Source organism: Neiella holothuriorum (genome assembly GCF_019457915.1).
GTDB lineage: Bacteria > Pseudomonadota > Gammaproteobacteria > Enterobacterales > Neiellaceae > Neiella > Neiella holothuriorum.
In genome coordinates this window covers 62564-86094 of record NZ_JAHZSS010000001.1, presented here as the reverse complement: position 1 = coordinate 86094, position 23531 = coordinate 62564, and the positions used below count along the sequence as shown (strand labels likewise).

Sequence of the window (23531 nt, the reverse complement as noted above, 5' to 3'; positions counted from 1 at the left end):
CTGTGGATGTTTTAGAAGCTCACCAGCTCGCTAAATCTTACAAAGGCCGCCAAGTGGTCAGAGACGTTTCGTTGCGGGTTGAGCCTGGCCAAATCGTTGGCTTGCTTGGCCCCAATGGTGCCGGTAAAACCACCACGTTTTACATGGTGGTTGGCTTAGTGCAGTCCGAAGGCGGAAAGATTTTATTAAATGGCGAAAACGTCTCCCATGCCCCCATGCATGAACGCGCCCGCAAAGGCATTGGTTACTTGCCACAAGAGTCGTCAATTTTCCGAAAGTTGTCAGTCAGCGATAACATCATGGCTATTTTGGAGACACGCAAATCATTAACCAGTGCCGAGCGTGACCAAATTCATGATGACTTGCTAGAAGAGTTCAATATCGGTCATATTGCAAAAAGCAAAGGCATGGCGCTATCGGGTGGAGAACGACGTCGAGTAGAAATTGCCCGAGCACTCGCTGCCGAGCCTAAATTTATTTTGCTCGATGAGCCGTTTGCCGGTGTTGATCCGATTTCGGTATCCGACATCAAAAAAATTATTGAGCACCTCAAAGCACGTGGCCTCGGCATTTTAATTACCGATCACAACGTGCGAGAGACGTTATCCGTGTGCGAACACGCATACATTGTTTCCCATGGCGAACTAATAGCTTCGGGCACACCAGATCAAGTACTTGCTAATCAGCAGGTACGAGATGTGTACTTGGGTGAGCAATTCCAGCTATAGTAAAACCATGCAAGAATCAGGCTGAGCATAAATTGCCCAGCCCTAACAGCAACACAGTCGGAGATTAGATGAAGCCATCGCTTCAGCTTAAATTTGGCCAGCAGCTCACCATGACGCCTCAGTTGCAGCAAGCAATTCGCTTACTGCAACTCTCCACGCTTGATTTACAGCAAGAAATTCAAGAGGCACTCGATGCCAATCCATTGCTGGAACAAGCCGAGGAAGAGGCCTCTTCAAACGAAGCCGCTGACGCCGCAGAAACAACTGTCGAAGCAGACAGCAGCACCGTCGACACATCCGAGGCGCTGCAACAAGATTCGATTGCTGAAGACATGCCCATCGACACCACGTGGGATGAAGTCGTATCTGCTGCCCCGGTATCTTCTGCCGTGGCTCGTGACGATGATGACACCAGCTTCCAGGGCGAAACCACCGAATCATTGCAAGATCACTTACGCTGGCAGCTCGATTTAACGCCCATGAGCGATATCGATCGTGCCATCGCCATGACCATTATTGATGGCATCGACGATGCTGGTTACCTCACAGTGAGTGCCGAAGATGTACTCGAAAGCCAAGGTAATGAAGACGTAGAGCTCGATGAAGTCGAAGCAGTACTCAAACGCATTCAGCTATTTGATCCCATTGGCGCGGGTTCGCGCAGTATTGCCGAATGCTTAACGGTGCAATTAAAGCAATTTGATCAAGATACGCCGTGGCTCAAAGAAACTTTAGCCGTGGTGGCCAATCACATGGATCTACTGGCCAATCGTGATTACCGCACGCTAATGCGTCGCGCTCGACTAAAAGAAGATCAACTCCGCGAAGTGATGCGTCTGATCCAGAGCCTTAACCCACGCCCTGGTAGTGCCATCGTTCAAGACGATGATCAATACGTCATCCCCGACGTCTCGGTACATAAAAAGAATGGTGTTTGGCAGGTTGAATTAAACCCTGATTCAGTTCCTAAGATCCGTGTTAACCAGCATTATGCGGCGATGTCACGCAATGCTAGAAACTCCTCGGACAGCCAGTTCATTCGCTCTCACATGCAAGAAGCCAAGTGGTTTATTAAAAGCCTTGAGAGCCGCAATGACACCTTGCTGAAAGTTTCCAACTGCATCCTGCGACGCCAATACGACTTCTTCGAACTCGGTGATGAAGCCATGAAGCCCATGGTACTGAACGATGTTGCTGAAGAAGTTGGTATGCACGAATCAACAATTTCTAGGGTTACCACGCAAAAATACATGCATACCCCGCGTGGCATTTTCGAATTGAAGTACTTTTTCTCCAGCCATGTGAGCACAGAAGGCGGCGGCGAGTGTTCGTCCACCGCAATTCGCGCGCTCATTAAAAAGCTGGTTGCTGCAGAGAATCCAGCGAAGCCGTTAAGCGATAGCAAAATGGCCGAGCTGTTATCGGATCAGGGGATTAACGTCGCTCGCCGAACGATTGCAAAATATCGTGAAGCGCTCAACATTCCCCCATCCAATCAACGCAAAAGCCTGTTATAAAACAGTGCTCTGATGAAGGAACTATGCCTATGCAATTTAATTTAACCGGTCATCATGTTGAAATAACATCTGCCCTTCGTGATTATGTGACTGAAAAGTTAGGCAAAATCGAAAGACGCTTCGATAACATTACCAACGCACATGTGGTACTCAATGTGGAGAAGCTTCGCCATAAAGCCGAAGCAACCCTGCACGTTTCTGGTGGTGAATTATTTGCGACCGCCGAAAGTGACAATATGTACGCCGCCATTGATGCTTTGACTGACAAACTCGATCGACAAGTCATCAAGCACAAAGAAAAACTTCAAAAGCACTAGCCAACCAATAAGCTAACCAATGAACATTAGTAGTATTCTCAGCGCGGACTGCACTTTAAGTGCAGTCCGCTGCAACAGCAAAAAACGCGCCCTCGAGATTTTTAGTCAGGTTGCTGCTCCGCATTTGGCAGAGTTGTCAGAAACCGACATTCTTGAGCGACTGGTCAGCCGCGAAAAACTTGGCTCTACTGGTATTGGTGGTGGAATAGCCATTCCCCATGGCCGCCTGCCGTCAGATTGCAAAGCGATTGCTGTGTTACTACAACTTGAAAAGCCGATTGAGTTTGACGCCATCGACAAGCGCCCAATTGATATTTTGTTCGGCATGCTGGTTCCAGAACAAGAATGTAACTTGCATTTAAAAACCCTAGCGATGGTTGCTGAAAAATTATCCAACAAAGAAACTATCAAAGAGCTACGAACTGCCACTAGTTCTGAAGACCTTTATCAGGTTATTATCAACGCATAAGCTTGCTAGCTGGTGTAGTTCACAGGATGAAACTGACTGTCGTAAGCGGTCGCTCTGGCTCAGGAAAGTCAGTTGCACTGCGCGTTCTGGAAGATCTAGGTTACTACTGTGTCGACAACTTGCCCGTCGATTTACTCACCTCTTGGCTAACCCGCCAACAAAATCAACATCAGCAAATTGCCGTCAGTTTAGACATGCGCAACCTGCCCGATGATCCTGAGCAAGTTGCACAATTGCTAACACTGATTAAAACCATCGTCCCAACCCGTATTATTTTTCTTGATGCCGATGACGCCGTTCTATTGCGTCGTTATTCTGAAACTCGTCGCCGCCACCCACTGACACAAGCTCATGCCACGTTGGCCGAAGCTGTCGACGCCGAGTCGGCCATGTTAGCGCCAGTGCGTGAACAAGCTGACTTGTTTTTAGATACCGGCGCGATGACCATCTACCAATTTAGCGCGACCCTTCGGGAGCGTGTTTCTGGTAGCCCAAGTTCATCCATGGTGTTGATCTTCGAGTCATTCGGCTTCAAGCATGGCATCCCCAACGACGCTGATTTCGTATTCGATGTTCGGTTTTTGCCAAACCCTTACTGGCACCCCGAGTTGCGCGGTTACACCGGCAACGATCAGCCAGTGATAGACTTTTTCAATAGCCAACCAACGGTTTCAGCGTTTATCGAGCAGCTTCAAGTCATGTTAAGTAAGTGGCTACCGCAATTGCAGGAAAACGATCGCAGTTATGTCACCGTCGCGATTGGCTGCACCGGCGGCTGTCACCGCTCAGTCTTTATTGCCAATACCCTAGCCGAACTATTTCGTGGCGAGCGGGAAGTTCAGCTGCGCCACCGTAATTTAGAGGACAGTCACTAACCTATGAATTCGGTTCGCTCATTGTTAATTAAAAACAAATTAGGCCTGCATGCACGAGCAGCGACTAAACTGGCAACATTGGCGCAAGATTACGATGCTAATGTGATGATTCGGCATGGCGAGAAACAAGCTTCAGCCGGCAGTGTTATGGGGCTATTACTGCTCGAAACCTGCCAAGGCCAGCATATCGAAGTATCTGCCGACGGACCTGATGCTGAACGGGCACTCGACGCGGTCGAAGCCTTAATCAACAACTTCTTCGATGAAGGGGAATAAGACTAAAATCTGTTACCTGTCAGTGGAATATCCAATTTATTCCGATAGAATACACCGCAATCATTAACCGTACATAGGAGTCGTGGGCATGCCGGAAACACTCGAGCAACACCAAACCCACAACCGCTTACGTGCGGTGAATGACGCCTTGACGAGCGGCATGTACGTGCACGTTCGACAAATGCTGCACTCGCTTCCCGCATTTGATGTTGCACTGCTCTTAGAATCGTCCACACCATCGGCCCGTCCGGTACTGTGGCAATTGATCGATCCCGATCAGCACGGTGACATTCTCGAAGAACTTTCCGAAGACATTAAAGATTCCATTATTCAAGAAATGGATCCCGAGCATGTCGCTGCCGCCATTGAAGGCATGGACAGTGATGATCTCGCATATGTTTTAGGTAGTTTGCCCGAGTCGGTGTGTCAGCAAGTCTTGAACTCCATGAGCGAGCAAGACAAACATCGCGTCGAACAAGCGCTCTCTTACGAAGAAGAAAGTGCTGGCGCTATGATGAACACCGACGTCATCACACTGCGCCCCGATGTTTCCGTTGATGTGGTTCTACGTTACCTGCGTTTACGAGGCGAGTTGCCGGAAAGCACCGATAAGCTTTACGTAGTGGACGGCCTCGATAAGCTGCTGGGCGAAGTCTCGCTAGCAAGTCTGGTGAGTAGTCAGCAAGACACTTTAATCCGCGAAATCATGGAATCCGAAGCGGCACCACTGCAAGCCGAGCAGCACGACTCTGAAGTGGCACAACATTTTGAACGGTACGAGTTAATTTCAGCACCAGTTGTTGATGGCCGCGGCTGCCTTCTTGGCCGTATTACCGTAGATGATGTGGTTGATATTATTCGTGAAGACGCCGAGCACTCGATGATGAGCATGGCCGGTCTTGATGATGAAGAAGATACCTTCGCTCCTGCCGTTCGAAGTACTCAGCGCCGCTCGATTTGGTTAGGGCTGAATGTTGGCGCCGCGTTACTCGCCGCATCCGTCTCCAATATGTTTGAAGACATTCTGTCGCAACTCGCAACCATCGCCATTTTGATGACCATTGTGCCAAGCATGGGCGGTGTCGCGGGTAATCAGACGCTCACACTGGTGATTCGGGGTATTGCGTTAGGCCACGTTGGAGACTCAAATGCCCGATGGTTATTGGGTAAAGAGGCGTTGGTTGGGGTATTTAATGGTGTCATTTGGGCCACTATTTTGGCCACCGTCGTGACGATCTGGAAAGGCGATTGGCATATTGGCGTGGTCATTGCCGTTGCGATGTTCGTAAATATGTTGATGGGCGCGTTAGCTGGCGTATTAGTACCGTTAACATTGAAGAAGTTTAAGATCGATCCGGCACTAGCCGGCAGTATGATGGTGACAACTTTTACCGATGTGATCGGCTTGCTGTCGTTCCTAGGCACCGCAACAATCATGCTGAGCTAACCTACCGCTCAGCTGAATTTATCGCAATCTAATTACCCTAGTTTTTTCTGCCAGAATAATGCTTGCCCTTGGCCTCCAGGCAAGTCATACCCTTCAAAACCGTATTTAAGATAGGCATTCTGCGCCACAGTGTTGCCCTCTAGCACTTCTAAGGTCACCTTGCAGCAGCCTTTATTTCGGGCAATTTGCTCAACTTCTTGCAACAGCTGCTGGCTAAGCTGCATCCCCCGAAATTCGCTCATGACCGCAAAATCATGGATGTTGATCAGCGGCATACAAGCGAAGGTTGAAAACCCTTCAAAGCAATTGGCAAGCCCGGCAGGTTTCCCATCAACATAAGCCAATACGGAAAAAGCACCCGACTGTTTGGCCAAAGCCGCCAGTAAGTTACGCTGCACGTCATCCGATAAGTCGTCACCGCCGCCCATCACATCCGTGGCATAGTGTCTAAGCACAGTGAGTAAGTCGGCGCCGTGTTGTGGATTGCGATAATCGGCCTGAATTAATTCCACAGCCATTAGTGACCAGCCACCTGCATTTCAGCGATGAGTACGGAGCCGGTTTGAATTTGGCCGCGTCGATCTAAATCTGCACCCACCCGAACAATATTGGTAAACATGTCGTTCAGATTGCTGGCAATGGTGATTTCATGAACCGGGTATGCCAGTTGGCCATTTTCAACCCAAAAACCGCTGGCTCCGCGCGAGTAATCGCCCGTCACGGTATTCACACCTTGGCCCATCAACTCAGTGACATAAAGACCGGTGCCCATTTCGGCTAACAGTTGCTCGAACGTACGACCACTATGGCGCACTAGCCAGTTATAAATACCGCCCGCATGGCCAGTGTTGGTCATCCCCAATTTACGTGCCGAGTAGGCCGTCAGCAGGTAGGTTTCTAACGTTCCCTGCTCAATGATCATGCGATCTTCTGTGGCCACACCTTCAGAGTCGAATGGGGCACTGGCCAAAGCACATGGAATACGAGGCCGCTCCACAATAGAGACATGCTCGGGCATGATTTTATGACCCAGCTTATCTTTCAAAAACGAGGCATTGCGGTACAGACTGCTGCCAGAAATAGCATTAACCAAATGGGCAAACAGTCCAGAAGCTAAATCGGAAGCAAATAATACGGGCACTTTACAGGTATCGAGTTTGCTCGCATTAAGTCGGCTAACGGTGCGCTCAGCGGCATGCTTGCCGACGCGTTCCGGCAACCACAGACGCTCCGCCTGACGACTCACCGAATAGCTGTAATCGCGCTGCATGTCATCGCCTTCAGTGCCAATGAGAACACAGCTCAAACTATGACGAGAACTTGGGTAACCAGCAACAAAACCGTGACTATTACCGTACACCCGCACAGACTGGTGGCTAGCAAAGTTGGCTCCATCGGAGTTGGTAATACGCGGGTCGGCATCAAATGCTGCTTGTTCGCAGCGCTTCGCTAGCTCAATCGCGTGGTCGGGCGACAACGAACCTGGGTGGTAAAGTTCCAAATCCGGCACAGAATCTGGCATTTGCGACGCTTCAGCAGGGCCACTAAATGGATCTTCTGAGGTAAAGCGGGCAATATTACACGCGGCATCAACAGCACTACGTACTGCTTCAGGACGTAAATCAGAAGTCGATGCATTACCTTTTTTGTGACCAAAGTAAACTGAGATACCTAAAGCGCCGTCGCGGTTGAACTCGAGAGTTTCGACTTCTTGCATCCGAGTGCTGACACACACGCCTGTTTGTCGGCTCATGGCAACTTCAGCCTGAGACGCACCTTTAGATTTGGCGTAGCTCAGCGTATCTTCAATAACTTGTTGTAATTGGGCTTGCTCTTCGGCAATCGGTTGGGACATGAAGCTTTGGTCCAGTTTCTGTTAAAATCAGCAAAGCAGCATGATACTGCAATTTACCCTCGCGGTGCGAGTCTTGCGAGGGATCATGAAACCATCAATAGTGAAAGGCCATGTCTGAGCAAAAAACACAGCCAGAAGATGAGTTGGATTGGGTCTCTAAAACCCAGCGAAAACAAGAAAGCGATGCGATTCAAAAGTTAGGGCGAGAGCTCACTACGATTAGTGAGCAAGTCCTCGCACAACTGCCGATTGACGACACCTTGCTTGAGGCAATCGAGCTGGCTAAACGCATCCGCAATAAACGCGAAGGCTATCGTCGGCAACTCCAGTACATCGGTAAACTCATGCGCCAGCGCGATTGCGATGAGATCATCAAAGGCTTAGCGAAAGTTGAAGCTCAAAAGCAGCAGGCAAATCAGGAATTTCATCAGCTCGAAACGACGCGTGATGCCATCATCGCAGAGGGCGATAGCGCGATTCAAGCCGTCATTGACGAATATCCACAAGCCGATCGTCAGCGTTTAAGGCAATTGAGTCGAAGTGCTCAGCGTGAGCAAAAGCAAAGCAAGCCGCCTAAATCGGCGCGTGAATTGTTTAAGTATCTGAGAGAGATTTCTGAAGCGGCCGAATAATATCAGCCGCTCTCAAGGTTGTTCCGGTTAACTGCTGGTGCCACCAACGGTCAGTTCATCTACTTTCAAGGTGGGCTGACCAATACCAACAGGCAAGCTTTGGCCATCTTTACCACAAACACCAACGCCGTCATCTAGCTGCAAATCATTCCCCACCATCGAGATATGTTTCATCGCCGCAGGCCCAGAACCAATTAGCGTGGCGCCTTTCACTGGTGTTGTTAGCTCACCATTTTCAATCAAATATGCCTCAGAGGTCGAGAACACAAATTTACCTGACGTGATATCCACCTGACCACCGGCAAAATTAGGCGCAAAAAGCCCTTTTTTCACTGACTTGATAATGTCTGCCGGATCGCTTTCGCCACCGAGCATGTAGGTATTGGTCATCCGTGGCATGGGTAAATGAGCGTAGGATTCGCGACGGCCATTACCGGTCAGCTTAGCGCCCATCAAACGCGCATTGAGCTTATCTTGCATATACCCACGCAGTACGCCATTTTCAATCAGCACATTATATTGACCTGGCGTACCTTCATCATCAACGCTGACAGAGCCACGACGCCCTTCCAGCGTGCCATCATCAACCACGGTACATAATGGCGAGGTCACTTGTTGTCCAATCTGCCCAGTAAAGGCAGATGAGCCTTTGCGGTTAAAGTCACCTTCCAAACCATGGCCAACTGCTTCGTGCAATAACACACCTGGCCAGCCAGCACCCAATACAACGGGCATGGTACCGGCGGGTGCTTCTATCGCTGTCAAATTAACGTTGGCCTGACGCACCGCTTCGTGAGCATAACCATGGGCGCGCTTGCGACCATGACGATCAAATTCATGAAAAAAGTCATACCCAGTCCGGCCACCGCCACCGGCAGATCCGCGTTCACGCTTATCGCCATCTTGCAGCAACACCGTACAATTCATTCGCACCAGTGGCCGAACATCGGCGGCTAAGGTGCCGTCCGATCCCATCACCATCATCTGCTCGAACACGCCGCTAATGCTGACGATCACTTGTGATACACGATCATCGAGCGAGCGAGCAAGCTCGTCTACTTCCCGCAACATCGCGATTTTATCGGCTTCAGCTAGTGCGCTAAGTGGATTTACCGGCTGATAAATAGTTGCCTGAGGCTTGCCGGAGGCAACTTGCAACTGACCTTGTTGGCCTTGCTCTGCAATACCTTTGGCGGTATTTGCTGCCATGGTTAAGGCATCGGCAGTTAACTCATCGGAATAGGCAAAGCCGGTTTTTTCGCCGGTAATGGCCCGCACACCAAGACCTTGCTCAATGTTAAAGCTGCCCTCTTTAATAATACCGTCTTCCAATACCCAGGATTCGTGATGGGAACCTTGTAGGAATATATCGGCATAATCGAGCTGATGGCTGTACATGCTCTCAAGGCATTGCTGCAAATCAGTAATTTGTAAATCAGCCGGTGTCAGCATTTGATCGCTGACCTGCGAGATAATTGGAGAGCCCGTGGACATGCCAATACTTCCTTAAAATTTGCGGCGATGGCGTAAAGCCGGAATCGCTTGTTGCACGTCGTTCAGACGTTGCTTTGAAATTGAATCAACGATGATACCAAGTTGTTGGCCGCCATCGCTAGTAATCACGCCCCAAGGGTCAATGATCATGGAATGGCCGTGCGTTGCTCGGCCGTTTAGGTGTTGGCCAGATTGACCAGCGGCAACCAAATAACACTGATTTTCAATGGCGCGAGCTTGCAGTAACGGTTGCCAATGGGCTTTACCGGTTACGGCAGTAAATGCCGCAGGCACAGCGATAAGATCGACGCCTAAATCAGCCATAGCCCGAAAGTGTTCAGGAAACCGCAAATCATAGCAAATCGACAATCCTAGCTTATAACCTGCCACGTCGGTCACCACAATGGCATCACCAGCATGGGTATAATCCGATTCGCGATAGCTGCCAATATTGTCAGCAACATCCACATCAAACAAATGGCGCTTGTCATAACGCGCCTGACGCTGGCCGCTAGGCCCATACAGTAAGCTAGATGCAGTGATTTTGTCGCTTGCTGCCACTGACAAACCTAACGATCCGGCCAATAACCAAATTTGATGTTGTTGCGCCATCGTTGCCAGCCAGTTTTGCACCAAGCCGTCACCGTCATCTTCGCGATAAGGCCGACCTTGTTCACTACCAAATGCAGCAAAACATTCGGGTAATACCACCAGTAACGGCCGCTCAGATGGAAGTTGGTCAAGTTGCTTGGTCAGCCACTCGATATTTTGGCTAGGATCAGGACACGAGCACATTTGGATGGCGGCAATAGTGAGCATTTAACCCCCGTCGTTATTTGCGTCGCCGCCAACGGTGATCGGTTGCTCAGGCGGTAGCTCCGGCATTAACGGTTCGGTTTGTTCAATAACGGCAGGTTGGCTCGCCGAGGAAGAAACAGCTGGGCTTGTTGACTCAGCTTCAGCTTCTTTCGCAGGAGCCTCACTGTCAACAACCTCATCTGCAGGCTCCGGTTCTGCCGGCGGCTGCTGTAATTCTAGCTCTTTGCGGCTGCGGCTAACTTCTTCAACAATGGGCTCAGCGGTGGTGCCAGACACTTTGAAACGAACTTGGGTGACAACTTCCATTGCAGGCTTAATCACCGCGGACAATGCAAGCACATAAACCCCTGTGATGGGGTTAAAGGTCAGCGCGGACAAGAGCGGTAAACTGCCGGTAAGGTTGGGGTTAAACACAACATCATAATCGAGCTCTCGGGTCATCAGGTTGGTTCGGCCATTGATAAACATATCGCCAGCCACCCCATCCATGACCAGTTGTTCGGAATTGACATAGCCATCTTCAACCACAAAATCGCCTTCAAAGCTGTTGTAGTGCAGCCCTTTATCAAACACGTCAGAAAAATCTAAACGCATTTTGCGCACCAACGAATCAATGCTTAATAGCGTGAAAACCCGTGCGCCTTTATCACTTAACTCTGCCACATGACCGGCGCCCAATTCCCACTCAAAGTGGCCCTCTAAGGTTCGCACGTCCAACTGGTAAGGTGCGCCAGGCCAACTAAATTTCAACGTGCCCTTACCGGTGCTGTCTTTAATTGGGCTTTCGCTGCTGCCCTTAAAGCTTTCAACGTATTTGCCGAAATCTTCGGTTTCCAATTTGCCAACGAATTCGGTACGCGACAGCCCCTCTTCAACCAACCACTCGAAACTTTCTAGCTCGATGGCACCATGCGGATTTCGCAGCCAAGCTTCTTCAACACGCCAAACACCTTGTTCAGGCAGGACATAGCTCGCGAGTCGCACGCTGCCGAGATCAAAACCGGCCACCTGGCAACTGCTACAAGCCACATCGAGATTGGGAATAGCGGCCAATTGTTCAGCAGTGGCTGGCACAACGTCAGGGCGCGGCTCGGAGGCCGCTGTTGGCGCTTGCTCATCAGCAACGACTTGCTGTACCACTAGGTGCTCCAGCTTGATATCGAGCAATGGTCTATCAAGCACGTCATATCGAGCAACGCCCTCTATTCCCTCGCCTTGAGCTTCGGCTTGCCAGCCTAACGGCGTTTTAGTGAGCGTGACTTTAGCCTTGTCTAGGTACCAGTTACCGGCGCTGATACGGTCAAACTGCCATGTGCCTCGATCAAACGGTAAGCTTCCTATGTCAGCGTATTGCGATTTCTCTGCAGCATCTTCGGTTACGTCGGTATCGATTAAATCAGTGACGGGTCGATCTGCAACAACCGCATGATCTATTCCCCCTTCAGTGCCTAAATCGTCAGTTGCCAAACCACCCGCAAATGCGTCTAGCCACTGGTTGATATCGACTTCAGGCCGATTGACGTCGACTTGTAACCCCACGTCTAACTCCGCAGGTTGTTCGGCACTCACGCCAACCCATATCCGCGGTTCGCTGCCCGTTTGCGCTAAATCTTGCAGCCAGCGCAATACACCATAATCGGCCAGCTCGAATGCCATATCGAACTGGTTGTCAGCAGAAATATCGATACGGCCCTGCAAGTTCAATGCGTTACCAGCAACTTTGCTGAACGGTACGGGCAAATCGATTGCCATTGAAGCTAAGTCAGAGTCGATAACAATTTCGGTGGTCGCTCCCTGCTGATCAATTTGCGTTGCAACCGTTGCTTTGGTTTGCATCGAGCCAGATAATCCTGGCACCCAAAATCCCGGTAATTTTTTCAGCGCTTGAGCTTGCCAATTGGCCGTAACCGCGCCTTCAACCAGGTAGTGATCCGCTTGTTGATCGCCAACCACAGAAACCTGCACCGGCAAGCCGTGATAATTGCCCGTTAAGTCATTAATTTCGAATCGCTGTTGTTGATAAGTGACGCGGGCATCAACGTCTGAAATGATATGAGATTGCGTGCCCGGAATGGTTAATTCCGCTTGCTCTAATTGAACAAACCCAGACACCTCAACTTGTGACGGCTTATCAAGCGGTATCGCTAGCGACAAAGGCCCCCAAACCGGGCCTTTTAAATCAAGTAATTCAAGGCTATTTCCCACCGAATCGGCCAGCATCGAATCATTCATGACGGTCCGGACCGAGGTTGCGCTACCGGTAATTTTACCGTCGATGGCCAGAACAGAGTCGCCTTTCAGGCCCGGTATTTTGGCCACCAAGTCATCAACATGAACATCATATAGCCGAGCTTTTCTGGCCGTCATGGTGAGATCACTGTTTTCAAACAGCAAATCGAGATCAAGAGGCTCTAGCGCCGGCCAGTCTGGGCTGAATTTAAAGGTGCTGTCGCGCAGTGGAATCCAAGCTTGGAACAAACCTGAGCCATCCTGATATGGAAAATTAGTCAGCGGGCCATGCCATAAGATTTGAGCCTGTTCAGCTTGCCCCGCCAACAATGAATCGGACAAGTAGCCCGCTAAGTTTTTGCCCATGGCTTTGAGCGGAAAATAGTAATCGGCATGGCCAGCATTCGCCAGATCCAACTCACCATAGAGATACAGCTCGGCTGGTAGATCAGGGCCGAACCGTCCTTTAGCGGAAACTTCAGCCGATAAGTCAGTGGCTCGTAGTGACAAGTTCGGCACTTCAAATTGCCAGCCCCAATCACGCCGAGTTGCTTGTAAGAAGCCCTCGAACCACTCCAACTCGATGTTTTGATAAAACAAATCGCCTGTACTAATCACCTGTGCGGGGGCTGTCAGGTTGAGTTGAAGTAGATCTTGATTCAGATAAATAGCGCCGTTGACCATTTCGGTCCCCGGCATGTTCGCCAACTGCGGCCAGCCAACATCATTGAAGTCGGCGGTGAGCTGCCAACTTTCTTCATCTCGAAACTCGGTGCGCAATCGTTGTACCGCACCTTTTAGCGGTAGCTGTTGCGGAATAGGCAGCTCCCAGCGTTGCGGAATCCATTCCAATAGCGGTGCAATCAAGCTCAAGTCGACATACTCAATGGACGACTTAATCACATCCTCTTTTTGCCATATTTTTAGGTTTAAATCGTGCCACAGCTGACCGTTGGTATGAACGTCGAGATCGTTGCTGAACAAACGCCATTCATCACCACTGGCATCAAACACTAAGTAGCCGCGCTCCACTTGAATCTGATGAGGGTCTCCGTGCTGCTCTAATGCCAATTGCCAATCTAAGCTGTTTTGCTGCAGTTGGATGACCGCATGATCGACACTGTCCCATCCAAAGTTAATCCAACTTTCAAAATTCAGTAGGCTGTTGGTTAACGTGACCTCTTCGCCTAAATAGCCTTGGGCAAACTGATGCGGCGCAAGGTTCTTAACGTTGAGATAGAGCTGACCCTTGATATTTTTCGGGCGTTTTTCGTTACCGGTAAGCTTGACGATAAATTGCAAACTTTCTTCGGCGGAATGACTGACTCGAATGCGCCCTTCGCCTTGATGTTTATCATTACGATTAGACCAGACTAAATAGGGGATATGAAGGCTCGGTAGTTCTTCATCGGCCCCGAGGTGAATCGTGAAATCCGTGACCTCAAAGGCTTCAAATCGGCTGGTAACCAACTCAAGCATCAACTGCTGCATTGGCGATTCCAGCGGTTCCTCGGTGGTTCCACCTTCCATCGCAGAGATATCTAGTTCAACGCCATTGAGCCGGATGTCTCCAAACCGAGCCGCGCCGGCCATCAAGCTGGCAAATGGGTCGATACGCATGCTGAGCTTTTCAATGCCTTTGATGCGATCGGGCTCACCTTCTAACGGTTCAATGTTAACGTTCGTGAGCGCCAAATAAAGGCCAAAACGTTGCCAGCTCAAATCAAGTTGTTGGTAGTCCAACTCCATTTGGTAGCTGTCGAGAAACCAATCGACGATAGGCTGTTTAATGTGGTGAGCATGAGGGACAAGCAGGCGCAACGAGCTAACGGCTAACGCAGCGATAATCACGATTATCGCTAGCAGTAACCACAGGTAATAAAAAGCTGATTGGCAAATGCGCCCGATCGTCATGGTTACATCATCACCACATCAAATTTTTCCTGACCGTACATAATTTCAGATTGAACTTTGACTTGCTTGCCAATAAACACTTCTAACTCGGCCATAGAATGAGATTCGTCGCCACTCAAGGCATCGGCAACCGGCGGTGCAGCATAGACCACGAACATATCGGCATCATAAGCGCGGTTCACACGTAAGATCTCGCGCAGAACTTCAAAACATACGGTCTCAACCGTCTTAACCGTGCCCCGCCCCATGCACGTTGGGCATGAGTCACACAGCACATGCTCGAGGCTTTCGCGCGTCCGTTTGCGCGTCATTTCCACCAGGCCCAACCCTGAAAGGCCACTGATCTTGGTTTTGGCGTTATCGCGGGCAAGGGCGGCTTCGAGGCTTTGCATCACGCGATCTTTATGGTCGTCCTGCACCATATCAATAAAGTCGATAATGATAATGCCGCCTAAATTGCGTAACCGTAGCTGACGGGCAATGGCTTGCGTTGCTTCAAGGTTGGTATTGAAAATGGTTTCTTCGAGGTTGCGGTGACCGACAAAACCACCGGTATTAATATCAATCGTGGTCATTGCTTCGGTCTGGTCAATGATCAGGTAACCACCGGATTTAAGCTCTACTTTGCGTTCTAACGCCCGTTGAATTTCGGTTTCAACATCATACAAGTCGAACAATGGTCGTTCGCCCGGGTAGTACTCTAATGCGCCACGGAGCGTTGGCACAAAATCATCTAGGAATGACTCTAATTGCTCGTAGGTTTGGCGCGAATCAACCCGAATACGGTCAATGCCGGTGCCCACGTAATCGCGCAGCACCCTAAATGCCAAACGCAAATCTTCGTAAATCATGCTTAACGCAGGATCACTCTGCCAACGCTTTTGAATTTTGGCCCATAGCCGACGTAAAAATGCCGCATCTTGCTCCAACTCAACTTCGCTAGCGTGCTCAGCCGCAGTTCGCACAATATAGCCGCCTGCTTCATCAATGAATTTGCCAACAAAATCTTTTAAGCGTTCTTTTTCTTCTTCGCAATCAATTCGCTGCGATACGCCAACATGAGAAGCGCCCGGCATAAACACCAGATATCGCGATGGTAGCGTAATGTCAGTTGTTAAACGGGCGCCTTTCGTACCCAGTGGATCTTTCACCACTTGCACCACAATTTGCTGGCCTTCGCGCACCAACTCCGCAATGTTGCCTGCCTGAAAGTGCTCTTGCTCAACATCAGCCACGCACTCCGTATGAGGCACAATATCGGATGCATGGAGAAATGCAGCTTTACCCAAGCCGATATCAACAAATGCCGCTTGCATACCCGGCAACACTCGGCTCACAACGCCTTTATAAATATTGCCAACAATGCCGCGCTTCGCTTCACGCTCGATATGTACTTCTTGCAACACACCATTTTCTACCAAGGCCACACGAGTTTCACTTGGCGTCACGTTAATTAGCAGCTCAACCCCTACGGGGGATAGGTTTGACATAATTTATGATTCCTTAGAGACGGCTTTCAGCAATTGTTGAGTTTGGCATAACGGCAAACCAACGACCGCGCTGTAACTACCCGATATGTGCGCTACAAAGCTGCCCGCTAGCCCTTGAATGCCATAGCCGCCAGCTTTGTCAGCGGGTTCACCGGTGTGCCAATAGGCAACAATTTCAGCTTCACTAAGCTGACGAAAGGTAACCTGAGTAGTTACCGTTTGCTGATGAATTTGTTGGCCATTGCATAACGCCACAGCAGTTAGCACTTGATGTGTTTGCCCCGACAATTGGCTTAGCATGTTGATGCAATCTTGCTCATCCACTGGCTTTTCAAAGATTTGCTGGCCCAAAGTGACAATAGTATCAGATCCTAAGACCCATTGACCGGGCGCCAGTGGCACAATAGCTTGTGCCTTTTCACGCGCTAAGCGGGCGACATAATCAGCCGGAGCTTCCCCCGCCTGACGAACTTCATCAATGTGCGCTGCTCGCACGCTAAAGTCGTTAACCAACTGCGCTAATAGCTCACTGCGGCGCGGGCTCTGAGAAGCCAACACAAGCGGTAAAGAAAGTTTCATGATGAAGTCCGTATGTACGCAGCTCGCTAGCTAGCGGATTTTGAAATGACGGCGATAACGGCGCATTAAATAGAATAACCAAGGCCACAGCAGGAAATTAATCAGCGCGCCCCAAAGCTGTTGCTCATCAAACTGGATGTCGTATGCCAAGTAGCTCATCCAGTAACCCAGTACCTTCACCATAATAGACAACAAGGCGACAATAATCGCTTGTTGCCAAACGGAAAAGTTTCTAATTTTCTGAAAATGCAGTGCCAGTACATAAACCACCACACTGAGTGCCAATGCATTGGCCCCCAGCACAGCGCCTTGCAGCACATCGAGCACCAAACCGCAGGTCCAAGCAGAGCCAACATTCACCCGATTCGGTAAGGCAATAGCCCAGTACGCAAGCACTAACAAAAGCCAGTCCGGACGAAATGCTTCGATCCACTCGGGCACCGGCATAATAGCCGAGATCAATGCCACAAATAGCGTCAGGCCCAACCAAAAACGCATTTTCATTGTGCCGCCTCCTGCTGCTCGTCCGGATCAGTAACATGATCCTCACTTGGCCAAATCAACAGCAAGTACCGTAATCGATCGAGCGCAGAAATAGGCTGCAGGGAAATTTCGGCAAAGGGTAAGCTTTCATCAAAATCGGCATGGGTGACCCGCGCAACGGGATAACCTTCAGGGAAACGGCCACCTAAACCGGAGGTGACGGCGAGGTCCCCCACTTGAATATCGGCACTATGGGGTACGTGTTGCAACGACAAGCTATCGATTTTGCCAATGCCCGTTGCAATACTGCGGGTGTCGTTACGACTGATCCGAATGGGAAGCGCGTGACTCAAGTCGGCAATCAATAGCACTCGGCTGGTGCTGTAGCCCACTTCATCAACCTGGCCAACCACACCATTATCATCCAATACCGGTTGGCCAATATAAGTGCCATCCTTACTGCCTTTGTCGATCAACACCCGAAAGCGGTACGGATCGCTTTCCACCGCAATCACTTCGGTAACGACTTTGCGCGCATCTTGCTGCACTTGCGAGCCAAGTAATGCGCGCAGCCGAGTGTTTTCTCGCTGCAGTTGATCGAACAATTGTAATTGCGCCGAATCCAAATGGGCTTGTTGCCGCAATTGGGCATTCTCTGAACGCAAGGTACGACGAGTTTTTAACATGTCGCCCGCTTCCGTGAGCATTTGCTCCGGTAAGTTGGCCACATAATAGATAGGGCTCACCGCCGTGTTTAAAAAACCACGAACCTGAGCAATGTAGGCAAAATTTCGGTCGAGATAAGCCAGCAAAATGGCCGAGATAACGGCCAAAATTAAGCGAAATTGGAGCGAAGGCCCCCGACCAAAAATTGAGTTCATACCGCGATTACCCGCTGGTATCAATCATACGCAAAGACGTCGCCACCATGCATATCAATCATCTCAAGGGCTTTTCCGCCGCCGCGAGCCACACAGGTCAGTGGATCATCAGCAATCACCACGGGAATGCCGGTTTCTTCCATCAGCAAACGGTCAAGCTCTTTGAGCAACGCGCCACCGCCGGTCAGTACCATACCGCGCTCTGAAATGTCAGAAGCGAGTTCTGGTGGTGATTGCTCAAGAGCAACCATTACCGCCGAGACAATGCCCGTTAACGGCTCTTGTAGCGCTTCAAGAATTTCGTTGCTGTTTAGGTTAAAGCTGCGCGGCACACCTTCAGCGAGGTTACGGCCACGCACTTCCACTTCATGAACTTCTTCACCAGGGTACGCCGAGCCAATATCATGCTTGATGCGTTCAGCCGTGGCTTCACCAATCAAGCTACCGTAATTACGACGCACGTAGTTGATGATGGCTTCATCAAACTTGTCACCGCCAATTCGCACTGACGACGAGTAAACCACGCCGTTCAACGAGATGATGGCAACTTCGGTGGTACCACCACCAATATCAACCACCATTGAGCCGGTCGCTTCCGATACTGGCAAGCCAGCACCAATCGCAGCAGCCATTGGCTCTTCAATCAGATAAACCTCGCGGGCACCAGCGCCAGCAGCAGATTCTTTAATGGCTCGTTTCTCAACTTGCGTAGCGCCACATGGCACACACACCAAAACCCGAGGGCTTGGGCGGAAAAAGTTATTGGAGTGCACTTGCTTAATAAAGTGCTGGAGCATTTTTTCGGTAACGTAGAAGTCAGCAATCACGCCGTCTTTCATTGGCCGAATAGCGCGAATGTTGCCCGGTGTCCGGCCCAACATTTGCTTGGCAGCATGACCAACAGCCGCCACGCTCTTTGGACCGCCCGCGCGTTCCTGACGAATGGCTACGACCGAAGGTTCATTCAGAACAATGCCCTGCTCTCGGACGTAAATGAGGGTGTTTGCTGTCCCGAGATCGATAGACAGATCATTGGAAAAAATTCCACGAAATTTCTTAAACATGAGGCGCCCGAAGTTAGAATGGCTAATGATTCAAATTAAACGGGCTAACTTTACCAATGCCCTTGGGGTTCGACAAGCAAGCAACCACTTAATTCAACCATTAAATGGTAAAACCACAACAAAGCCACATAAATCTGTCATGATGTTGGCGGTATTTTGTATTTTTGACAGTTCAAGACGCTCTAAATGACCGCGATAGGCCAACAGATTTTAGCGCTGTTACAGCAGCAACATATCTCGTATCGACACGTCCACCATCAAGCTGCCAGTACTTGTGAAGAAAGTGCCGCTCAACGCGGCTTACCCATGGCAATTGGCGGCAAAAGTTTATTGTTTCGCACGCGCAGTTCAAGTAACTCTCCTCATCAAGCCAATTTTGCCATGATCGTGCTACCCGCCGATAAACAGGTCGATTCCAATAAAGTCAGAGGATTTTTAGGTTGCCAGAAACTCCGGTTTGCCACCGCGGATGAACTGATGGAACTCGCAGGCGTTGAAAAAGGGGCGTTACCGCCCTTTGGAAATCGCTTGTTGGCCGTTCCCATGTACCTAGATAGGCAACTACAAACAAATCAACAAATAGCGTTTAACTGCGGCGTCACCACCGAGTCAGTGGTGATGGCAATGGCCGACTACTTAACGCTCATTGAGCCCGTTTGGGGTGACTTTCAGCGTGGGCCTTGCTAGCGCATTAGAGTTCGCGACGCGAAATCACTCGATCACTACCGCGGGTTCGGCCAAAGGTCGCAACACCATTTACGGCTTCATCGTCATTACCATCGCCATCCCAGTCATAGCGCAGCCATACAGGCCAGCTGGTCACAGGTAAACTGTCGCCGCCCTCTCCAACATAATGAGTCGCAGAGCCAACATCGTTCGGAGCGGTATAGCGAATCCAAAGGCGCCCGTCTTGCATCACAGCCGTTTGACCATAGCCACTTTGGTCGCGCGTTAAGGCAACCGTAGAGGTACCCGAGCCTATGGCAATTTCATCGCTCGAACTTTTATCTGGGCTAAATGACATGTCAGCAAAGCTAATCTCTGTGCAATTATCGTCACCGTTATTGGTGAAGTATTCATCACCGGCAACCAAATTGCTCGGATCGTACCAATACTCGCCCCGCAGAGGCACATGCAAGGCTAGGCTCTCCGGGCTATAGCCGTTCGAGGCAACCAAACGACCGTATCGTAACTCAGCCAACGACTGTTCAAGTAAATCGATGGCCGCTTCATCACAGCTGCTATCACCGCACTGATAATCTAATTCGTCTTCATCAAAGGTTTCGTCATCGCCACCGTATAGGGCCATACCTAATAGAGGTGCTACGAACTGGCCGTCAGGGCTGACCGCTCGAGCAACGCCAAACGAGTCATCTTCAACCGTTACTACGCCGTTATCCCAGGTCAACGGATCGGGTAAGCCGACCAACCGATCCGACAATTCAGTGTCACCATCAAATAACAGGTAAGTTGGCGCCTCCGCGACATTCACATAACCAAGCGAGTCGTTGTCATAGTTTTCGGTGATCTCGCCATCGGCTGAGTAGGCCGTTAATTCAAAACTAATTTGTTGGTTCGGATCAGACAAATAGGAAAAGTCACCCGCCACGCAGGCTGGGGTGTGGTTCGGCAAGCTACGAACCTCATCGACCGTGCGCTCTAGGTAAGCAGGGTAGAAGCGCCCCACCACCAATTCGTGTTGATAGTTGACGTCGGCTAACCCAGACCAGTTAGAAACATTGAGCTGGAGGTTAATGCTACCCACTTCGTCATAAGCAAAGTCTTTCGCAACCGCACTGCCAAGAACAAAGTCGTCGCTGGCAATTTGAGAATCAGTTAACTGACCCAGTACACCGCCGGTTGGCGAATCAAGCTCGTGATTGAAACTCACGGCTGCTTTGAAATTAGGTGCAGCACAGCTCACATCATCAACATTGCAGCTGTTGCCGCTGGCATCACAATTGGCGATCAGCCCGCTGATCAGCGCCTCAAAGGGCTCACCCGCAGCTCCAAAGCCTTTATCCGTATCGCTAGCGGTACCCGCTAAGTTGGTATTGCCGCAGGCGGCATCATCGGGTTGGGTCCGAATATCAAGAAATTCCACCGCATACGGAATGACCGTGGTCGTCCCCTCGCCTGTCAACGGTGGCTGATCAGGAAACTCATCATCAAAATCTTTATCCGTAGCCGTTACGCCTATGCCACCGACATCCGCATAATTTACATCCGAGAGTGGATCAGACTCTCCGCCATCGAAATTCACGTTCAAGGTTAAATCATTGCCGGACGATATTTCCGGCACTTCATCCCCTGCGACCGTCAATACTTCCTTATCGGCCAACTCGTTGTCGATATAACGCATGGTTAAACCAATGGTTTTATCGCCACTGTAATCAATATCGGAAACACACTCGCTCGGATCGTCATCACTTGTTTTAACGGCATGAATAACAAGTTCAAAGGGCTCGTTCGCAACGGGATATTCATCGGGATTAAAGCTGACGGTAAGGGCTTCAGGTACAAATTCAATGGCATCACTATTAGAGAACACGTCGCCATTCTCATCAGACGCTTGCATCGATACGAGGCCAAGCGATGGGTGAGAAAAACCAATGGTAATTTCACCATTGTCGGCATCCACAAAGTTATAGCGTATGTCGCCGTCGCCCAGATCTGTGACTGAGCCATTTAATCCATAGCCAGCCGTTACCCAGTTACCGTCATCAGAAGTGGTTTCAATATTGACGCCACCTTCAAAACTATCGTAGATACTGCCGCCGTTGTTTACCCGCACGGTGACATCAACCACTTCACAGGTCAGTGCAACTTCCCGTGCTATTTCTAGCTCAATGTCGATATCCGCCGAATCGCCATCGCAAATGTCGTCGAAGTCAGCATCCAAGACAGTAGGATCATAATAAAAATTCCCGCCTGTCATCTCGAAACCGGCTTCGACAGACGCCATGCCATAAAAAGAAGCACTACTGTTATTCATCACCAACGTGATGTTTTGGCTTTGTGAATCCTCATCCGTTTGAATCAGTGAACCGCGAAAAACACCGCCGCTCATCTCCATTTTTTCACTGGTATGAACCACTAAATTTTTTGATTGAGCCCCCGTTGCATCATTCATCCGAGCTGCAGCATTATTAATATTCAGATCCGAATTTAGTCTCACCCGAGTCGTTGAAGAAATATGATCTAACGGCCATAGGAAGTCTTCTAGACCGCTTAGTGTAATACTCAAGAACCGATACAGTATGCGCTCAAAAAATATATACGAACTCGACTCTGTACTGCGAAAACCCTGCGCAATAAGCTCATCATAAAAAGCGGCTCTTTCAGTGGATGAGAAGCCCGATAAAAAATCGTCCCAACCATCTGGGCGTTCATCGCCTTGTGGTTCAAACGAGCCGCCTGGAATTTCAAAACTCTTTGCGACCAGAAAATCACCAGGAGGAACCGATATTACGCCGCCGTAAAGATTTACTCGATCAACACTGTACTCGATGTAGCCTTTGCTATTTTCGTTCGCACCTGGCCCCCCCCAAAAATAAACAGTCCCTCCAACATCTATATCTTTGTATCGGTGGTCGCTATTCACTAAATAATCATCGCTAAGAAACGGAGCTAACCATTCAGGTACGCCAAGGTAAGCGGTAATGCCGCCATAAGCATTTATTGAATCAGATTGATTGTTCTGAGGAATATCCGGTACGGGATTGCCTCGAACGCCTGTATCACCCGATATCTGACATTGGAACTCATTCCCTGAACCATCATTACAACCGGAAGGAGTCAGCCAGCCATTAACTCGGGCAAAATCAAATTGCTGGCCGACAACATTGTGGATACGGGAGCTTGAGTTGTTTTGAGTGAAAAATGCCCCTGTATTGTTGCCATTTTTCTTTTCCTGAACTCCTTGCAATGCTTTTGATAGCACCACGTTACAACTGGCCGCAATTGCATACTGAACAGGCCATAGTGCCAGCCAACCAGACAATGCAAATACAACAACGCGGCGCCAACCAATCACAAGCTCACTCCTCTGGCTTCAAGCTCTATCACGCGTTCGACGCGTATGGTTTCTTGACCTGTACCGGCCTGACAAAAGCCCGTTGAGGTAATGGTATAAAGCACATCCGCGCCGCCACCTGGCAACAGTTGTTCACCACATGTCACCGAGGCAGAGCAACCATTCAAGCCAGGTTGCCCTTCAAAGCGGCTATTATCAGAATTCGGCACCGCATCGCAGCCAGCACCGGCACCATTGGTTAACGGAAACAAACTCACTAGCGCCAAGTCAGCACCACTCTGTGCGGCCATCAGCGCCCGAGTACCATAGACTTCAACGGCGACAGTTCGAGAGCTATCTGAAACCACATTAATCAAGCTCGCAGCCAACAACGACAACACCACCAACACGAAGATCGATACCATTAAGCTGGCGCCTCGTTGCGAC

21 protein-coding genes are annotated in these 23531 nt (G+C 49.9%); 9 read left to right on the top strand and 12 right to left on the bottom strand.

Translation table 11 applies throughout. The features are described from left to right. The first annotated feature begins 2 nt into the window (after positions 1-2). From lptB to mgtE, 7 genes are all read left to right on the top strand, one after another. A complete protein-coding gene (gene lptB, locus K0504_RS00345) occupies positions 3-728 on the top strand; it encodes an LPS export ABC transporter ATP-binding protein (protein WP_220102159.1) in 726 nt (241 codons plus the stop codon). 68 nt (positions 729-796) lie between these two features. Then, entirely contained in the window at positions 797-2245 is a 1449-nt protein-coding gene (locus K0504_RS00340; protein ID WP_220102158.1) for an RNA polymerase factor sigma-54, read from the top strand. Positions 2246-2274: 29 nt separating this feature from the next. Further along, positions 2275-2562, top strand: coding sequence for a ribosome hibernation promoting factor (gene hpf, locus K0504_RS00335; RefSeq protein ID WP_220102157.1), 288 nt, complete (start codon positions 2275-2277; stop codon positions 2560-2562). 19 nt (positions 2563-2581) lie between these two features. Beyond that, the gene (ptsN, locus tag K0504_RS00330) at positions 2582-3031 is read left to right on the top strand and encodes a PTS IIA-like nitrogen regulatory protein PtsN (RefSeq protein ID WP_220102156.1); all 450 of its coding nucleotides are present in this window, start codon (positions 2582-2584) and stop codon (positions 3029-3031) included. Between the two features lie 26 nt (positions 3032-3057). After that, on the top strand, positions 3058-3906 hold the full coding sequence (rapZ, locus tag K0504_RS00325; RefSeq protein ID WP_220102155.1) for an RNase adapter RapZ: 849 nt from the start codon (positions 3058-3060) through the stop codon (positions 3904-3906). A gap of 3 nt (positions 3907-3909) precedes the next feature. Next, on the top strand, positions 3910-4182 hold the full coding sequence (locus tag K0504_RS00320) for an HPr family phosphocarrier protein (protein WP_220102154.1): 273 nt from the start codon (positions 3910-3912) through the stop codon (positions 4180-4182). 88 nt (positions 4183-4270) lie between these two features. Then, positions 4271-5629: a magnesium transporter gene (mgtE, locus tag K0504_RS00315; RefSeq protein WP_220102153.1), complete on the top strand. Its 1359-nt coding sequence runs from the start codon at positions 4271-4273 to the stop codon at positions 5627-5629. Between the two features lie 32 nt (positions 5630-5661). On the opposite strand, the gene K0504_RS00310 is transcribed toward mgtE, so the two are convergent. Continuing rightward, a complete protein-coding gene (locus tag K0504_RS00310) occupies positions 5662-6147 on the bottom strand; it encodes a GNAT family N-acetyltransferase (protein ID WP_220102152.1) in 486 nt (161 codons plus the stop codon). Then, positions 6147-7484, bottom strand: a complete 1338-nt coding sequence (pmbA, locus tag K0504_RS00305) for a metalloprotease PmbA (RefSeq protein WP_220102151.1) — start codon at positions 7482-7484, stop codon at positions 6147-6149. The genes K0504_RS00310 and pmbA overlap by 1 nt, the downstream gene beginning before the upstream one ends. Before the next feature lie 110 nt (positions 7485-7594). Between pmbA and yjgA the strand changes: the two genes are divergently transcribed. Continuing rightward, a complete protein-coding gene (yjgA, locus tag K0504_RS00300; RefSeq protein WP_220102150.1) occupies positions 7595-8116 on the top strand; it encodes a ribosome biogenesis factor YjgA in 522 nt (173 codons plus the stop codon). Between the two features lie 27 nt (positions 8117-8143). Here yjgA and tldD read toward each other — a convergent pair whose 3' ends face one another. The 8 genes from tldD to K0504_RS00260 are packed head-to-tail and all read right to left on the bottom strand — an operon-like array spanning position 8144 to position 19069. After that, positions 8144-9610, bottom strand: coding sequence for a metalloprotease TldD (gene tldD / locus K0504_RS00295; protein WP_220102149.1), 1467 nt, complete (start codon positions 9608-9610; stop codon positions 8144-8146). A gap of 12 nt (positions 9611-9622) precedes the next feature. Further along, positions 9623-10429 carry a carbon-nitrogen hydrolase family protein gene (locus tag K0504_RS00290; RefSeq protein WP_220102148.1) on the bottom strand — a complete coding sequence of 269 codons (807 nt, stop codon included), beginning with the start codon at positions 10427-10429 and terminating at the stop codon, positions 9623-9625. Next, on the bottom strand, positions 10430-14572 hold the full coding sequence (locus tag K0504_RS00285; RefSeq protein WP_220102147.1) for a YhdP family protein: 4143 nt from the start codon (positions 14570-14572) through the stop codon (positions 10430-10432). It lies immediately after the preceding gene. Positions 14573-14574: 2 nt separating this feature from the next. After that, positions 14575-16062 carry a ribonuclease G gene (gene rng / locus K0504_RS00280; protein ID WP_220102146.1) on the bottom strand — a complete coding sequence of 496 codons (1488 nt, stop codon included), beginning with the start codon at positions 16060-16062 and terminating at the stop codon, positions 14575-14577. 3 nt (positions 16063-16065) lie between these two features. Further along, the gene (locus K0504_RS00275; protein WP_220102145.1) at positions 16066-16641 is read right to left on the bottom strand and encodes a Maf family protein; all 576 of its coding nucleotides are present in this window, start codon (positions 16639-16641) and stop codon (positions 16066-16068) included. A 30-nt stretch (positions 16642-16671) separates the two neighbouring features. Continuing rightward, positions 16672-17145, bottom strand: coding sequence for a rod shape-determining protein MreD (gene mreD, locus K0504_RS00270; protein ID WP_220102144.1), 474 nt, complete (start codon positions 17143-17145; stop codon positions 16672-16674). After that, complete coding sequence (gene mreC / locus K0504_RS00265; protein WP_220102143.1) at positions 17142-18005, bottom strand: rod shape-determining protein MreC; 864 nt, start codon at positions 18003-18005, stop codon at positions 17142-17144. The genes mreD and mreC overlap by 4 nt, the downstream gene beginning before the upstream one ends. A 20-nt stretch (positions 18006-18025) precedes the next feature. After that, a complete protein-coding gene (locus K0504_RS00260; protein WP_220102142.1) occupies positions 18026-19069 on the bottom strand; it encodes a rod shape-determining protein in 1044 nt (347 codons plus the stop codon). 186 nt (positions 19070-19255) lie between these two features. On the opposite strand from K0504_RS00260, the gene K0504_RS00255 reads away from it, so the two are divergent. Further along, complete coding sequence (locus tag K0504_RS00255) at positions 19256-19756, top strand: YbaK/EbsC family protein (protein WP_220102141.1); 501 nt, start codon at positions 19256-19258, stop codon at positions 19754-19756. Positions 19757-19760: 4 nt separating this feature from the next. On the opposite strand, the gene K0504_RS00250 is transcribed toward K0504_RS00255, so the two are convergent. Beyond that, positions 19761-23105: a DUF6701 domain-containing protein gene (locus K0504_RS00250; RefSeq protein WP_220102140.1), complete on the bottom strand. Its 3345-nt coding sequence runs from the start codon at positions 23103-23105 to the stop codon at positions 19761-19763. Beyond that, complete coding sequence (locus K0504_RS00245; RefSeq protein WP_220102139.1) at positions 23102-23509, bottom strand: MSHA biogenesis protein MshP; 408 nt, start codon at positions 23507-23509, stop codon at positions 23102-23104. Before K0504_RS00245 ends, K0504_RS00250 begins: the two co-directional genes overlap by 4 nt. Positions 23510-23531: the final 22 nt, after the last annotated feature.